Below are 16,600 nucleotides of genomic sequence, written 5' to 3' on the forward strand. Positions count from 1 at the left end.
TGCCCTACCAGGCCCCTCCGCCCAGCTCCGAACGGGGGCGCGGGCGCAGGGGCCCGCCGTCTGCCGCACACTTGAACCCTCCGCGACCGCGTCCCGCTCGCCCACGCACGAACGAACGGACTCATGAACCCGGAAACGCTTCTGGACGTACTACTGGACGCGGCCCGTCAGTCCCCCGAACAGGTCGTCGTCCACGTCCGCGGTGACGGCAGCGAGGCGGCAGTCACCTTCCGGCAGCTCCTCGACGAGTCCCTGCGCGTCGCGGGCGGCTTTCGCGACGCGGGGGTCGCGCCCGGTACCTGCGTGCCCTTGCTCGCGGAACGCAGCGAGGACTTCCAGCCCATGTTCTGGGGTGCGCTTGCGGCCGGTCTGGTTCCGGTGCCGCTCGCACCCGACGCCCGGCGGGTCGGTCCGGTGTGGGAGCATCTCGGCCGCCCGCCCGTTGTGGTGAACGCGGCATGCGCGAACGTGGCCGGCGAACTGCCGCAACCGGTCGAGGTGTTGCGGCTGGAGACGTTGCGGGAATGCCCCACGCCGGCCCAGCTCGCCACGCCAACCCCCGACGACCTGGCGTTTCTTCAATTCTCGTCCGGCAGCACCGGGGCCCCCAAGGGGGTGGAGCTCACCCATGCCACTGTGGTGGCCAACCTGCGGCAGATCATCGCCGCCTCCGCTCTCTCCGAGCGGGACGTCCTGGTCAGCTGGATGCCCTACTTCCACGACATGGGTCTCATCGGTACCCATCTGGCGCCGCTGGCGGCGCACGCGAAGCAGGTGGCAATCGGTCCGCTCTCGTTCGCGAAGAGTCCGCGCCTGTGGGTTGACGTGGCCGCCAGGCACCGGGCCACGGTCCTGTCGGCCGCCAACTTCGCGCTCGCGCTGGCCGTTCGGCGCATTCCCGACGAGGTGCTCTCCGGGCTCGACCTGAGCCCCGTACGGCTGATCCTGGTGGGTGCCGAACCGATCTCCGCGACGGTGTGGCGGGCCTTCGCCGCCAAGATGCGGCCGGCCCGGCTGGACCCGCGGGCGGCGACTCCCGTGTACGGACTGGCCGAGGCCACCTTGGCCGTCACGTTCCCGCCGCTGGGCGAAGTGGCCGTTCCGGTCGCCCTGGAGCGGGCGGCGTTCAGCCGGGGCCGGGCCGTGGAACGCGAACCGGGCGGCGACGCCCTGGAAGTGATGGACGTCGGCGTACCGGTGCCCGGCTGCTCGGTCCGGATCACCGACAACGCCCGCCGGCCACTGGGCGACCGGCAGGTGGGACACATCGAGGTGAGCGGCCCGCAGGTCGCCCGCGGCTATCACCGGTTGCCGAAGACGACGGCGGGGTCCTTCACCGGCACCTGGCTGCGCACCGGGGACATGGGATTCCTGCGGGACGACCGGCTGTGTGTCAGCGGCCGCCACAAGGACGTCCTCTTCCTCAACGGCCGTACCTTCCACGCCCCTGACATGGAGGAGGTCGCGAGCGTGACCCCCGGGCTACCGCCGGGAAACCCGGCGGTGATCGGCTCGACCGACCCGGCGACCGGCGGCGAGCGGGTGATCGTCTTCATCCCCTGGGCCCGGCCGCCACGCGGCGCTGCCGAGGTCCTGGATGAGGTCGCACGGCGGATCCGTGCCGCGCTGGGCCACGACGACGTACGCGTACTCGCGCTGCCGCCGTCGGCCTTCCCGCGGACCACGAGCGGCAAGTTGCAGAGACATCGAATGCGCGCGCGTTTCGAGGCGGGTTCGTACCGGCCCCTCGCGTCCTCCGGGATCCCGGACGACGCCGCGGCCAAGCCGTCGATCGGGCCGAAGGGGCCGTGCCCGGTACCCCGCCACCGCGGCGACGTGCGGCAGACGGTGCGCGACGCCTGGGCACGCGTACTGGGACTGTCCGACGCGTCCTTCGGAGACCGGGACCGGTTCGCCGATCTGGGCGGCACCTCGCTGAAAGCCATGGAGACGCTTGCCGAGCTGGAACAGGTCCTGGAGATCACCCTGGGCCCCGCCGTGATGCGCAACGACACCGTCGCCACGCTCACCGATCATCTGCTGGCCGCGACGGAGGAGAACACGGCGCCGGGGTCGCCCACCGCGAACGAACGGGCGGTACCGCACACGGCGGGCGACGTGAGCGCGACAGCGGTCGTCGCGATGGCCTGCCGGTTCCCCGGCGCGAGCACGCCGGAGGAGTTCTGGGAACTGCTGACAGCCGGCCGTGACGCCATCACCGACGTCCCACCGGACCGCTGGGGCACCGCGCTTGCCGAGGAGGTGCCGGCCGGGCCGCTGCCCACCGTGTCCGACGGACGCCGGGGGGCATTCCTGGACGACCCGTACGCTTTCGACGCCGGACATTTCGGCATCGGCGACGAGGAGGCCCGCACGCTGGATCCGCAAGCCCGGATCTTCCTCGAACTGGCTCACGAGGCCCTGGAACGAGCCGGTTACGCCGGACCCCGACGGCTCGGCCTGCGGGTCGGTGTCTTCGCCGCCGCCGGAGACAGCGGCTACCGGCAGATCCTCGCAGGTGCCTCCCCCGCCCCGGCACCGTCCGCGACGACCCTGACGGGCAACCTGCCCAACCTGATAGCCGCCCGGGTCTCACACTGCCTGGACCTGGACGGCCCGGCGCTCGCCGTGGACACCGCGTGTTCATCGGGTCTGGTCGCCCTGCACCTGGCGCGGCGCAGCCTCGCGGACGGTGAGTGCGACATCGCAGTCGTCGGCGGGGTCAACCTTCATCTCACTCCGGACGGGTACCAGGCCCTGGAGGCCGCACAAGCTCTGTCGCCCGGCGGACGCAGCCGGGCCTTCAGTGCGGCGGCCGATGGGTTCGTACCTGGTGAGGGAGGTGCGGCCCTCGTCCTGCGACGCCTGCCGGACGCCCACCGGGACGGCGACGAGGTACTCGCCGTCGTGCGGGGCACCGCAGTCAACAACGACGGCGCGTCGCTGAGCCTGATGGCGCCCAACCCCCTGCGGCAGCGGGAGGTGATAACTCGCGCGTACGAGGTCTGCGGCGTCGACCCGGCGTCCGTGACCTATGTCGAGGCCCACGGGACGGGCACGGCCGTAGGTGATCCCATCGAGCTGCGGTCCCTGGCGCACGCCTTCCCGGTCAGCCCGGACGGCCGGCCGCGGCTGCTCGGATCGGTGAAGACGAACATCGGGCATCTGCTGAACGCGGCTGCCCTGCCCTCACTGGTGAAGGTGGTGCTGGCGCTCGGACACGGCAGGCTGCCCGCCTCCCTCCATCACACGCCGCCGTCGCCCGCAGTCGAGCGGTCCGGATTCGCGCTGGTCACCGAGTCGGGTGCGTGGCCGTCGTCCGGCCCGCGCAGAGCCGGCGTCAACGCCTTCGGGTTCGGCGGCACGAACGCGCACGCGGTGCTGGAGCAGGCGCCGCCGGCTGCGGGGCATGCTCCGCGCCGGGGCGGCGGCCCTCACCTGATGACGCTGTCGGCGGGCAGCAAAGCCGGTCTGGACGCCTGGGCGTCCCGTCTCCTGGAGCACGTGTCCAGCCACCCGGAGCTGGACGAGGGCGATGCGTGCCTGGCCGCGGCGACCGCTCGCGACGAGGGCGCTCACCGCCTTGCTGTGGTGGCCGACGGCGACCTCCGGGAACGCCTGGCCGCGGCGACCGCTCCCGGCGGCGACCACCTGCCGGGAACAGTCACGGGGACGGTGACGAACCGTCCGCGGACCGTCTTCGTGTTCCCCGGCCAGGGCGCGCTCCGGCCGGGCCAGGGCCGTGCGCTCTACTCGACGGCGCCGGTCTACCGCGAAACACTCGATGAGGCGTCCGCCCGGGTCGGCGCGGTGAACGGGCGGGAGTTGACCGGCTGGTGCGTCGATGCCGAAGTGGACGCGGGAGCCCAGGCCGCGACTGAAGTGGCGCAACCGCTGCTCGTGGCCCACGGGGTGGCGCTCGCCCGGCAGTTGCTGGCATGGGGCGTACGGCCGGATGCGCTGGTCGGGCACAGTGTCGGCGAACTCGCCGCCGCCTGCGCCGGCGGGTTGCTGTCGCTCGCCGACGCGCTGGCATTCGCGGCGGAACGCGGACGGCTCATGGGGACGTCGACCCCGCCGGGCGCGATGGTGGCGGTGCGGGGAGCCGACGAGGAGAGCGTGGCCGCCCTGGTCGCGGCGGCTCCGGGGGAACTCGCGGTCGCCGCGTACAACGGTCCCGGCAGGCTGGTGCTCTCCGGAAGCCCCGGCGCGATCGGACGGGCGGCGGAGAAGCTCTCCGCACAGGGGGCGGCCATACGCACGCTGGAAGTGTCGCGCGCCTTCCACTCGCCCCTGATGGAACCGATCGCCCAGGCCCTGGCCGACGCGGCACGCACCGTGGAGGTCACAGCTCCCGACCTGCCGGTGATGAGCACCCTCACCGCCGAGTGGCATCCGCCCATGGACCCGGACCACCTGCGTGAACACGCTCTGCGGCCGGTGCTGTTCGGGCGGGCCGTGACGCGGCTGCTGGAGGAGGGCTACGACACGTTCGTGGAACTCGGCTCGCAGGCGAGCCTCGCAGGTCTCGTACGTGCGGCTGCCGCCCGGCACCGGAGTGCCGATACGGCCGGCGTCGACGGAGATGTGCTCGTGCTTTCCGCCCCCTTCGAGCCGGAGCGCCCCCGGGCGCCCCGGGACGCTGCCGCGGGCGGAGCGCGGGAGCTACTGGCAACGGTGGCGCACTTGTGGGCTCGCGGTGTGGGGCTGAATCGTGCGGAACTCGACGCGGGCCGCAGGCGGGCTCCTCTGCCGCCCTATCCCTACCAGCGGCGCCGCTACAGGCCCGGGGCAGGGGAGCACGAGCTGCTGCGCCACGTCACCTGGCGGACTGAGCCTTTGACCACGGACCGCCGCTGCGGACCTGTACTGGTGACCGGCGCCGACCCGACGGCCGTGCACGAGCTCACGCGACGTCTCGCGGAACAGGACGTACAGACGGACGTGGCCCCCGGCACCCGCCCCGAGACGGTGCTTCTCCTGGCCGGACCGGCCGGTCACGGCACGGCAGCGGATTTCGACCGGATCCAGCGTGCGCTGGTCACGGCGTTCCAAGAGGCTCTCACCCTGTTCGATCTGACGAGGGCCCGTCGGCTGCTGGTCGTGACCGAGGACGCGCACGTCACCGGATACGGATGCGAGCGACCGGACCCGGCACAGGCGGTGCTGGGCGGTCTGACACAGGCCGTGCCGTCGGAGTACGCCGGAGCGGCGGCCAACTGGGTCGACCTCTGTTCACTGGACGATGCCGGGCAGCGGCTCGCCGCCGTCCTCGCCGAGGCGACGGCGCCGCAGGCGGCCGGAGCCGTCGCCTGGCGGGACGGACAGCGGCTGGTGCGGACCGTCGCGGCGGAAGCGGCGGATCTGCCCGACACCCGGGACCGGCTGCCCGCCGACGGCACCTTCCTGATCACGGGCGGCGGTGGGGGCCTCGGTTCCGCACTGGCCCGGGAACTCGCCGTCCGTGGTCGGCCGGTGCTCTGGCTCACGGGTCGTTCCCCGCAGCCGCCCGCGGGTCTGCTGGAGGAGCTCGCCGGACTCGGCGCCGACGCCCGTTACCACCGGGCCGACCTCACCCTGCGGGACGACGTCGAGGCGCTGGTGGCCGCGCTGCCTCCGGTGGACGCCCTCTTCCACGCGGCCGGAGTGGTGCGGCCCGGGAGTCTGCGCGGGACGAAGGTGCAGGAGACGGTAGAGGCGCTGGGAGCGAAGACGCTCGGCACCGTGCTGCTGTCCGAGGCGTTGCGCCGACGGGGTCGGTACCCCGAGGTGTGCGTGGCGTTCTCCTCCGTCTCCTCGGTACTACCCGGACTGGCCGGGGCACTCGGTTCCTATGCGGCCGCGAACTCCTTTCTGGACTCGTTCGCCGGCGCCGAGCGGCAGGCGGGGCGGCCATGGCTGTCGGTGAACTTCGGGCCGTTCGCGGAGACGGGTCTCGCCGCCGCGTTCGCCGGCGATGTCCTCACTCATGAGGGGGGCCGGCCGCTGGCAACCGCGCCGGCCCTGGCGGCCCTGATGTCCGCCTGCGGCACGGACCTGGCTCAACTGGTCCTCACCGACAGGGCAGTCCCGCCGGATCGCGCGTCCACCCGGCCTGCGCAGCCGCGCGGTCCACTGCCCGCGCCACAGTCCACGACCGGACACACGTCCGCCGCGGCGGACGTGGTGACCTCCGCGTCCGGCACCGCCGCGGTGCTACGGGAACTGCTGTCGCAGTCACTGGGAGTCCCGGCGTCCGCCGTGGACGACGACGCGCCGTTCCTCGCGATGGGGCTGGACTCGCTGGGCGCGGTCGACCTCGTCAAACGGCTCGAACGCAGAGTGGGGCGGCAGCTGCCCGCCACGCTCTTCTTCGAATACCGGACCGTAAGCGAGCTGACAGCCCATCTGGACATGGCCACCGGGGCCATCGCAGACACGGAGGGGGTGCGAGAGCCCTCTCCCAAGCCCGTAACGGACTCCGCCTCGTTCCCCCTGACACCCGTACAACTGGCCCTGCACACCAGCAGTCGGCTGCACCCCGACGTACCGGCCCGCGGCCACCTGCGGATGACGGTCCGCGGCCCACTGGACACCCATGTACTCGGCCTGGCACTGGCCGAACTGGCGGAACGGCACGGCATGCTGCGCGTGCGGGTCGACGACTCGGGCACCGGGCCTGTGCAGCGCCTGGCACCTGCCGCGCCGCTGTCGGCCTGGTACGAGGTCCGCGAGTGCGGTGCGGAGCAGGTGGCCGGCCTGGAGACGGTGTTGTGCAACCAGCCCTTCGACCTGGCCGCGGGACCGCCGGTGCGGGCCGTACTGCTCCGTCAGGAGCCCTCTTTCGCACACTTGTTGCTGGTGGTGCATCATGCGGCGGCGGACGGGTACAGCCTGAACATCCTGGCCGAGGACCTGTGGTCGCTGTATACCGTGCTGTGGCAGGGGGCGCGTCCGGCCCCGGAGCCGGACGCGCCGAGCTTCGCGGCGTACGCCGCCCTGAGCGCTCGGTCCGCCGACACCAGCGCGTCGGACGCCGACCGCCGCTACTGGGCAGATCGCCTGGCCGGGAGGGGCGAACCGCTGCGGCTGCCGTACGACGGTGATCCCGACGCGCCCCCCTCGGGCCCCCTCCGGCAGCACTACGGCTCGCTCGACGCGACGCTCACCGCCCGCCTGGAGCGGCTGGCCGCCGCACACGAGGTGTCCCTGTTCCATCTGCTGCTCGCCGCCTACGTACGCTGCCTGGCGCGGTGGACGGGGCGCCAGGACATCGCGGTCAACGTGGCTCGTGCCCGGCGTGAGGAACGTTTCGAGGGTGTGGACCGGCTCGTCGGTCCCTTCGCCGACACCCTTCCCCTGCTGTGCGAGACAGCCCTCGACGAGCCGGTCACGGCGCTGGCCGAACGGCTGCGCCACACCTGGCTGGAAAGCGAACGGCACTCCGCGGTGAGCAGTCTGGATCTGGCCGGCCTCCTGCCCGGCGGTGGTCCGCGCACGGCGAGCCCGGCGGGCTTCAGCTTCGCCCGCTTCCCGGCACGCCTCGGGCCCGACTGCCCGGTCGAGATAGGAGCCGACGCGGCCGGAACCGGATCGGCCGCAACCCGGCTGAGCCTGCTGTGCTGGGCGGACGGGCCCATGCTGCGCATGTCGTGGAACTTCCCGAACCGGCTGTTCGAACCGGCGACGGTGGCCCGTCTGGACCAGGAGTACCGCGAGGAACTGGCCGCGCTGTGCACATCCCCGGAACAGTCCGTACCGGACCCCGCCGTCCCCTTGGCACCCACGCCGCCTCGTGAGGCGGACGCACGGCACGGTGTGGTCGGCCGACTGCTGAGGCAGTTCCGTGCCACGCCCGACGCGACCGCCGTGGAAGGCGGCGGAACGCCTCTGACCTACGCGGCACTCGACCGCGCCTCTCGTCTGCTCGCCACCCGGTTGCGCGCCGACGGCGTACGCACAGGCCAGTTGGTCGGACTGCTCACCGAGCCCAGCCCGGACACCGTGATCGGTGTGGTCGGCATCCTGCGTGCCGGGGCCGGCTGGGTTCCGCTTGACGCGGCGCATCCTCCCGCCCGGCTGGCGGACCAGCTGAAGCGTGCGCATGTCTCCACCGTGGTGTGCCACGCGCCGACCCTGCACACCGCCGACTCTCTCGACGGCGTGCGGGCGGTACGCGGTGACGGCCCGCTGTATCCGGGGGCGGACGACCGCGCCCCCGTAGCCGTGCCCGACGCCGAGGCCACCGCGTACGTCATCTTCACCTCGGGTTCCACGGGGCGCCCAAAGGCGGTCCCGATCACGTACCGGGCGATGGAGAACTACCTCGACTGGGCCGTCGCCACCTTCGGCTACGGCGCCGGTGACCGCCTGGCGCAGACCGCGTCGCCGTGCTTCGATGCCTCCGTGCGCCAACTGCTCGCGCCGCTCCTGGTGGGCGGCACCGTGGTGACCGTACCGCGAGAGCTGTTGAGGGACCCCGAGTTGCTCCTGGCCTACGCGGAGCAGACCCGGATCACCGTGTGGAGTTCCGTCCCGACGCTGTGGGAACAGTTGTTGTCGGCCGCCGAGGAGCGGGTGCGACGGGGAGCGGGACGACCGGACCTGTCGGCGCTGCGCTGGGTGCACGTGGGCGGTGAGGCATTGCCTGCCTCGCACGTACGCCGATGGTTCGACCTCTTCGGCGCCGGACAGCGCATCGCCAATCTGTACGGCCCCACTGAAGCGACCATCAACGCCACCTGCCACGTCATCTCGACGCGTCCGGACGATGACCTGAAGACTCTGCCGATCGGACATCCGGTCACCGGTACCGACCTGTCGGTCGTCGGAACCGACGGGGCACCCTGCCGTCCTGAAGAGCCGGGTGAACTGCTGATCGCGGGAGTGGGTCTGACGCCCGGCTACCTGGATGAGCCCGAGCTGACCGCTCAGGCGTTCACGGTCCTGGACGGACGCCGGTGGTACCACAGCGGCGACCGGGTCCGGCGCCGTGGAGACGGCACTCTGGAGTTCCTCGGACGGATCGACGGCCAGGTGAAGATCCGTGGCAACCGGGTGGAGCCGGGAGAGGTCGAGGCAGTCCTCCAGACGCATCCCGGCATCGCGCAAGCCTCGGTCATCGCACGCGAGGGGCGGCTGCTGGCGTACGTCACCGCCCGTCCCGGAGCCGGGCGACCGGAGTCGCGCACGGTACGCCGCCACTTGACGGGCCTTCTTCCGCCCTACATGGTCCCGGCGCGGATCACGGTGATGGACGAGCTGCCGCTCACCGGGACAGGCAAGGTCGATCGCCGTGCGCTCGCCGATCTCCCCGCGCGGGAGGAGAGTGCCGGTGATCCGCCCGAGGACTCAACCCTCACACCGACGGAGCAGCAACTGGCTGCTATTTGGCAGGAGTTGCTGGGGATCGACGCCGTCCGCCGGGAGGACGACTTCTTCGATCTGGGCGGAGACTCGATGCTCGTCCTCCAGGTGTTCGCGCGGCTCGGCGAGGTCAGGGCACCGCTGCCCCGGCCGACCGTGATCTACGAACACCGCACCCTGGCCGAGCTCGCCGCGGTCGTGGACGCGACCGTCACGGGACGGCACGGCGGTACCGCTGCAGCCGGTGCCGCCGAGGCTGCCGCGACGACGGCGCACCATCCGGCCCCCTTCCCCGTCACGCCGGCCCAGCGCGGTTTCCTGCTCGCGGAGGCCATCTCGCCCGGCGGAAGCGGTTCCTGGCCGGCGCGGCTGCGGCTGTCCGGCCGGCTGGACCCCGAGGTGTTCCAGGCTTCGGTGGACCTGCTCGTGGAACGCCACGGCATGCTGCGTACTGTCTTCCCCTCCAGTACCCGGCCACCCGTTCAGCAGGAACTTCCATCCTCGCTGCGACTGCCGGTCGTATTCGAGACGCTCACCGACCGCGCCGAGGTGGCCGAACGTGCGGCGGCCGAGGCGAAGCGGCGCTTCGAGCCGTGGGCCTGGCCGCTGCTGCGGCTTCGGGTCCTCAGTCTCGGGGAGCATGAGCACGTGCTCCTGGTGCACGCACACCACCTCATCGGCGACGGGTACAGCGCCGCGCTGCTCGTACAGGAGCTGACCGCGGTCTACGACCGTCTGGCCGCGGGCCGCACCGCAGACCTGCCCGCGCCCCGCGCCACCTTCCGCGACCACGCCCTGCTGCCGGCCGAGGAGCGGCCCGGCACCGCGCCGGGCACTGCGGAGCGCCGGGCTCGGGTGGACGCCCCGTACCGGCGTCCGGTGCTGCGCGGCACCGAAGGAGACAGTGGCGCGGGGCGTGAGGCCGCACCCTTCCGTTCATCGGGGTTCGTGCTCGACGCGGATCGGGCGGCTGCGCTGCGGGCGCTCGCGGCGCAGGCGGGGGCGACACTGTACGCGCCGCTGCTCACCGCTTACTACCAGCAGTTGGCCCAGATGACCGGCCGTACGGATCTGATCGTCGGCCTGGCGGTGAGCGGCCGTGACCGCCCGCTGCCCGACGTGCACCGGATCTTCGGCCCGTTCGCCACCGCCGTTCCCGTACGGCCTGCGGCCGGGCAGGACGACAAGCGCGTGGCAGTGGACTTCGGTGAGGCCCTGCGCCGGATCGTGACCGAGGCCGAGGAGGCGCGCAGGCACGAGGACATCGTGCCCCGCGATGTCGACGGTCTTCCGCTGACGTCGCAGTTCTTCTTCACCTTCCTCGACTTCTCCGTGCTGGCCACCTCGCACGAGCAGTCGCTGACCGTGTCGTGGGACGACGGGGACAGCGCGTTCGCGCCGCCGTCGTCGGCGACGGACGTCTTCCTCGCCGTACGGCCGGAGGGCGCCGGGCTGCGGGTGACGGTGCGAGGATCCGCCGCGGCCTTCTCCTCGGCCGCGCTGGAGGACTTCGCGCGGGCGCTCCAGGAACGGCTCGCACGAGCTGTGGGCCGGCGTGGCGCGAACCGCCCGTCGGGTCCGAGGAAGACGATGGATGCCGCGCTGGTCGGCTATCTGCCGGCCCCCGGTCATCTGGCGCGACTGGCGGGGCTGCCCGAGGACTCGCTGCGGCGGGAACACCTGCGCGAGCTGCTCTTCTCCGACGGCGCGCCGCGCCTGCTGGAGACGGTCCAGACCCCGCTGGGGAGGTCGGGTTTCGTCTGCGTGCCCCTCTTCGCTGACGAACTGGACCGGGGTGCCGGGCTCGTCGCACACTCCGCCCGTGCGGTGTCGCTCGCCTCTTCACTCGGAGCCCGGTGTGTCTCACTGGCCGGGATGATTCCGTCGCTGACCGGTTACGGCTTCGATGTGCTGCGCTCCGCGGACGGACCGGCGGCCGTGACGACCGGGCACGCGGCGACCGTCGTCTCGGTGGTCCGGACGGTGCACGCGGCACTCGAAGCCGCAGGGCAGGATCTCGCGGACCTGGATGTGGCGTTCGCCGGGCTGGGCTCGATCGGCGCCTCTTCACTGGAGCTGCTGCTCTCCCGGGCCACCCGGCCGCCACGGCGGCTGGTGCTGTGCGACGTACCCGGCAGCGGGCCCCGGCTGCGGCGGTTGGCGCGACGGCTGCAGGAGCATGGCCAGGTGGGCGAGGTGGAAGTGGCGGAGTCCCGTTTCGCACTGCCCGACGCGGTGTACGAGGCCGGTCTGCTGGTGACGGCGGTGAGCGGCTCCGGCGCGGTTCTGGACGTGGACCGGCTGGCGCCCGGCACCGTGGTGGTCGACGACTCCTTCCCGCATTGCTTCGACACCGGCCGGGCACTGGCGCGGATGCGGGAACGCAGAGACGTCCTCGTGCTGGGCGGTGGTCTTCTGCACCTCGGCGAGCTGAGCCGTGAGGTCGCCGAAGGGCTGCCTGCACCGGCTGCGGCCGGCTATCTGGCCCAGCCGTGGATCGAGGGAACCCTCGCCTCCTGCCGGGTGGAATCACTTCTGTACGCGGCGGACCCCGAACTGCCGCTGGTGCACGGCCTGGTGGACGGGACAGTGGCCCTCGCCTACTGGGAAGCCGTGGAACGCGCCGGGGTGACGGCGGGTCCGCTGCACCTGCTGGGCCATACGGTCGGGCCGTATCCCCTGGCCGGTGTGCCGACAGGTCCCTGAGGTGCGGGTGGGGGCGGCGCTCCCGCCCGCACCGCGGGGGTGGCCCTCCTGCCGAAGTGACCGTGCGATGACCAGAGTCTGACCTGGCCGGTCGTCGTCCGACCGCACATCATCGCAGGTAAGGACCACGCCCGTGGACGGAGTGGGCGAGCACGTACCGCAGAGGACCTTTCGTGACCCTCGCACGCAAGCGCATCATCGTGACAGGCGGCTCGCGGGGCGTCTCCGCGGCCGCCGTCGCGGCCTTCGTCAAGGCCGGGGCTCAGGTAGCCGTTCTCGGAGTGACTAAGGAGCCCGGTCGCCGGCTCGTGCGAGCCCGTGGCGGCGGGCGAAGCCGGGCCACCGGGGACGGCACTTTTGCCCACAGCGGGCGGCAGGAGTGTCCTTCGGGCCGCAGTGCTCTTCCTGGAGGGCTTGGAGTCGACGATGCAGGAACGGACGACCGTCGGTCCTTGTCCATCCCCGACAGGGCAACCCTGACCTGGCGGACCGCGATTCCAACTGGCCGCGGTCCGCGTGTCATCCCTTGTCCGGTCGTCGTGCGACGAGGTGCGCTGGTAGCTGATGTTCTGTAGCCGGTCTGCCGATCGGACCGGGAGTGTGACCGGTCGGCCGATGCGGTGTCGCGGGGGGTGCGCCTAGCGTCGTTCGGACCAAGCCACCGCTTCGAGAGGAATGTTCGATGGACCAGCGAGGGACGACCGGAGCACACGCCGACGCCACGGCCGTGGTCGGAGCGACCACAGAGTTCGAGCCGGACGTCATGGACCTGCTCGTGGAGACACTGCGCCGTGCGGTCAGGCGCGAGTTGCCGGCCGTGGGGACGGACACCCTGCTGGGGGAGCTTGTGATGGGGGACACGGACGCCGGTGCGGCGATCGCCCCGGGGATGCGGAAGGCGGGTTCGCTCAGCGGCATGATCACCGGCCGGGCGGGGCGCGGTTGGGTGAGTGACGACGAGGCGCACAGTGCGCCGGTCGCGGCCCGCGTCGATGAGGAAGCCAGTCAGGAAGCCGGTGAGCAGGAGGTCGATGCCGCCTGGCGTGATGCACGGTGGCGCTTCGGCCTCGGTTCGCGCGGATCGGCCCCGGAGAGCGGCTGTGCGCTGCCCGGGATGACCGGGGCGATGCGCGCGTGCCTGCTGCTCGCGCTCAGGTCGGCCCGCGCAGAGGAGACGATCTCGGTGCGCTGTCGGCATGTGGCCCGTGCCCTGCTGGACCTGCCGGACAGCAGGGCGCGGGAAGCCCTGTTGCTGCGAAGGCTGGATCCGGTCGCCGCGGCAACCGCGCTCGACGGACTGGACGCGAGCGCCCCGGCGGAGACCGAGGGACCGAAATCCCGCGGCGTCACCCTTCTTCGCCGGGCCGGAGCGCTGGACAAGAGCGGTAACCGTCTGACACATGCGCTGACTTCGTGGACCTCCGCGACCGCCGTGAACGGCTCACCGGTTGTGTTCGCGGTGTCCGTCGAGGCCATGCGGCAAGCGGTACGGTGCGGGCGTGCGGCGGCGGAGCCGGTGGATCTCCTGCTGGGGATACTGGCCATGGACCGGGCACTGTCCGTTGCCGGGCGCTCGCTTCCTGGGAGTCTGACGGCCGCCAACGCCGCTCCGGCTCTGATGCGCCGACACGGCGTACGGCAGGCCTCCCTGGTCTCTTCGGCTTCGGCGACCCCGTCCGCCGCTGTTCCCGACGGTGGTGTGCGGCTGTCCGCTGCCGCCGACCGGGCCGTGGCGGTCGCGCGGCTGACCGCCGCCGAGCCGGCCGGCTCGATCGTGTCGTACGCCATGGGCATCACCGACCTCGACCCGATCGAGCACGGGCTGATCTTCGAGCGGTTCCTGAACCCCGAGCGCGTCTCCATGCCCGACGTCGACATCGACTTCGACGAGCGCAGGCGCGTCGAAGTCATCCGGTACGTGACCGAGAAGTACGGCGCCGACAAGGTCGCCATGATCGGCACCTACGGAAAGATCAAGGCCAAGAACGCGATCAAGGACTCCGCCCGCATCCTCGGCTACCCGTACGCCATGGGTGACCGGCTCACCAAGGCGATGCCCGCCGACGTCCTCGGCAAGGGCATCGACCTCAACGGCATCACCGACCCCAAGCACCCGCGCTGCAGCGAAGCGGGCGAGATCCGGGGGATGTACGAGAACGAGCCGGACGTCCGCAAGGTCATCGACACCGCGAAGGGCGTCGAGGGCCTGGTCCGGCAGATGGGCGTGCACGCGGCCGACTTGAACAAGTTGGCGCGGCCGAAAGCCACCTCGGGAAGTGAGCCCCCTTGTCCTTCGACATCGAAGATAGTCGCGTGCAGCGCGCTGATCTGGGGCGACTGGGTTGGATGTCAACGGGTGCGGCTCGTCTCGAGTGAGCTAGGTGTGCTGTCTCGTGAGGTTGGTGCCGCTAGGCGGAACTGGTGGTGCTGGTCGGCGGAGCCTGCTGATAGAGCGCCACCAACACGCCGTGCACGGGCTGGTCCTCTGCATTTTCCTCGGTTTCGTCGACCGGTTGGGCGAGGGTCTGGCCGAGTTCTCTTGCCTTCGCGGGGCTGAGACGCAGGTGGCGCAGTGTCAGGTGGGTCTCGGTGGGTGAGAGGTCCAGCTCCTGGGCGACCGCGGCGAGCATCGCGGCGGTGCCTGCTGCTTGGGGTTCGGCGACGACCATGTGGCGGGCCGTGCGCTGGTAGTACTGCTCGGTGCCGCCGCGGACCTGGCGGGTCTCGGCGACGTGGACCAGCCCGGCTTCGCGGAGCACTTTGAGGTGGTGGGCCACGTTGCCCTTCTTCGCGTCGAGCTGCGCCGCAAGCTGGCTGGTGGTGGCAGGCCGGTGGCCCAGGGCGAAGAGCAACTGCTGACGCAACGGGTGAGCGAGCGCCGCGAACTGCTCAGGCGCACCGATCTCCAGGACGTCCTCAGGAGGCGGCAGGTAGGGAGGCTGATCACGCATACAGAAAGTGTCTAACTCTTTGACGCTTTCGCAAGGGCAGTGCTCTACTCCCTGCCATGACGACTCCAACGAAGCTTCCGCCGGCCCCTGTCATCGACGAGACAGCCCGGCTGCTGACCGAGCACTACGTTTTCCCCGAGATAGCCGAGCAGCTCGCCGGCCTGCTGCAACGACGCCTCACCGAGGGCGCCTACGACGTCGACGACGCCGAGGAGCTCGCCCGTCTGGTCACCGCGGACCTGCAGTCCGTCAACGGCGACGGACACCTGAGACTGAAGCACCACGCCGACCCGGTGTCCTCGAAGCAGGGGGCGGCCAACCTGGATTCCATGCGCCGGGACTTCGACACCTCGCTGGGCGGTGCGCCCCGGGTGGAGTTGCTCGGCGGAGGGGTCGCCGTGGTGGAGCTGGCACCGATGCTGTTTCCGCTGGAGTGGGCCGCCGAACCGCTGAGCGCCGCGCTCACCCTGGCCTCCCGCGCCCAGGCGCTGATCGTGGACCTTCGCGCCAACCGGGGCGGCGACCCGGACACGGTCGCCTTCGTCTGCAGCTACCTACTGGACGAGCGCACCCACCTCAACACCATGTACTGGCGCGGCGGCGAGCGCAGAGAGCAGTCCTGGAGCCTGCCGCACGTTCCCGGCGCGTGCTTCGGTGGCAGCAAGCCGTTGTATGTGCTGTCCAGTGACAGCACCTTCTCTGCCGCTGAAGAGCTGGCGTACGACCTCCAGCAGCTCGGCCGCGCCGTAGTCGTCGGCGAGCGCACCCGCGGCGGCGCACACCCGTGCAAGGGCTGGACCGTGCACCCACACCTGGAAGCCACTGTCCCTGTCGGCCGCGCCATCAACCCCGTCTCCGGCACGAACTGGGAGGGCACCGGTGTGCAGCCGGACGTCCCTTGCGCTGCTGCTGACTCCCTCGACCACGCGCACGCACTGGCCCTCGCCCGACTGGCAGGATGACCCAGTCCAGCTCATCGACAGCACTGCGCGCAGCGCCTCCCCCTATCCACGTCGGCGGCTGACTCGGCGGCGGCCCCAGTCTCCGGCGGCCCCCAGCGTGCTCACCCCGCACGACTAGGTTCACTGTCATCGAAGCCGAAAGGGCTGGGTTCGCTGCCAAACGCCTGGATTGGATGACAAGGGACACCCCTGCTCAACTCGCCAACTGGAGCACTCAGTCACACCCGGTGTGACTTAGCGGCACATTTGGCCAGTGAGTGCCCCATTTGGCCGCTTGAGCGTGCGCGGTCCCACTTCATGTGACTTTTCGAGATAGGTGCCCACCCGGGTGGGCACCCGATTTCCGGCGCCGAAGCCGTACCGGTCGGTCTTCTGTCGTGCCGGACTGACTCTAACTGTGCTGTCTCGGAACGTTGGTTACGCAGAACTACGTCGTTGCCGCATGATTCCCTCTAGCCTCGGGCCATGGATTGGTTCATGGCTGCGATGGTGGGAGCGGCCGGGGGCGCCTCTATGGAGGCCATCGACATCATCAAGGCCATTAACCTCGCCGTTTCAGTTGGGGTTGCTGGGCGGCTGAGCGAGTTTGTTTGAGGCCGTGTCGGCCGTGGACATGGTGAGAGCCCGACGCGGGGT

At 71.4% G+C, this 16,600-nt stretch carries 4 protein-coding genes and 1 pseudogene; 4 read left to right on the forward strand and 1 reads right to left on the reverse strand.

All coding sequences use genetic code 11. The features are described 5' to 3' along the window. The first annotated feature begins 123 nt into the window (after positions 1–123). On the forward strand, positions 124–12,051 hold the full coding sequence (locus tag ACFT7S_RS34910; protein WP_382739255.1) for an amino acid adenylation domain-containing protein: 11,928 nt from the start codon (positions 124–126) through the stop codon (positions 12,049–12,051). 1,762 nt (positions 12,052–13,813) lie between these two features. Then, positions 13,814–14,311 (forward strand): annotated as a pseudogene (locus ACFT7S_RS34915) (DNA polymerase III subunit alpha); the annotation flags it as partial. Positions 14,312–14,459: 148 nt separating this feature from the next. On the opposite strand, the gene ACFT7S_RS34920 reads toward ACFT7S_RS34915, so the two are convergent. Continuing rightward, a complete protein-coding gene (locus ACFT7S_RS34920) occupies positions 14,460–15,002 on the reverse strand; it encodes an ArsR/SmtB family transcription factor (protein WP_382739258.1) in 543 nt (180 codons plus the stop codon). 56 nt (positions 15,003–15,058) lie between these two features. Between ACFT7S_RS34920 and ACFT7S_RS34925 the strand changes: the two genes are divergently transcribed. Together ACFT7S_RS34925 and ACFT7S_RS34930 are read left to right on the forward strand one after the other, a co-directional pair. Further along, positions 15,059–15,964, forward strand: a complete 906-nt coding sequence (locus ACFT7S_RS34925; protein WP_382739260.1) for a S41 family peptidase — start codon at positions 15,059–15,061, stop codon at positions 15,962–15,964. A gap of 465 nt (positions 15,965–16,429) precedes the next feature. After that, positions 16,430–16,558 carry a hypothetical protein gene (locus ACFT7S_RS34930; RefSeq protein WP_382739263.1) on the forward strand — a complete coding sequence of 43 codons (129 nt, stop codon included), beginning with the start codon at positions 16,430–16,432 and terminating at the stop codon, positions 16,556–16,558. Positions 16,559–16,600 lie beyond the last annotated feature (42 nt).

The sequence above is a fragment of the Streptomyces sp. NPDC057136 genome, assembly GCF_042670885.1.
Classification (GTDB): Bacteria; Actinomycetota; Actinomycetes; order Streptomycetales; family Streptomycetaceae; genus Streptomyces.

Coding starts and splice junctions, on each gene's coding strand:
- ACFT7S_RS34925 (WP_382739260.1), top strand. CDS start 15,059: ATGACGACTCCAACGAAGCTTCCGCCGGCCCCTGTCATCGACGAGACA.
- ACFT7S_RS34930 (WP_382739263.1), top strand. CDS start 16,430: ATGGATTGGTTCATGGCTGCGATGGTGGGAGCGGCCGGGGGCGCCTCT.
- ACFT7S_RS34920 (WP_382739258.1), bottom strand. CDS start 15,002: ATGCGTGATCAGCCTCCCTACCTGCCGCCTCCTGAGGACGTCCTGGAG.
- ACFT7S_RS34910 (WP_382739255.1), top strand. CDS start 124: ATGAACCCGGAAACGCTTCTGGACGTACTACTGGACGCGGCCCGTCAG.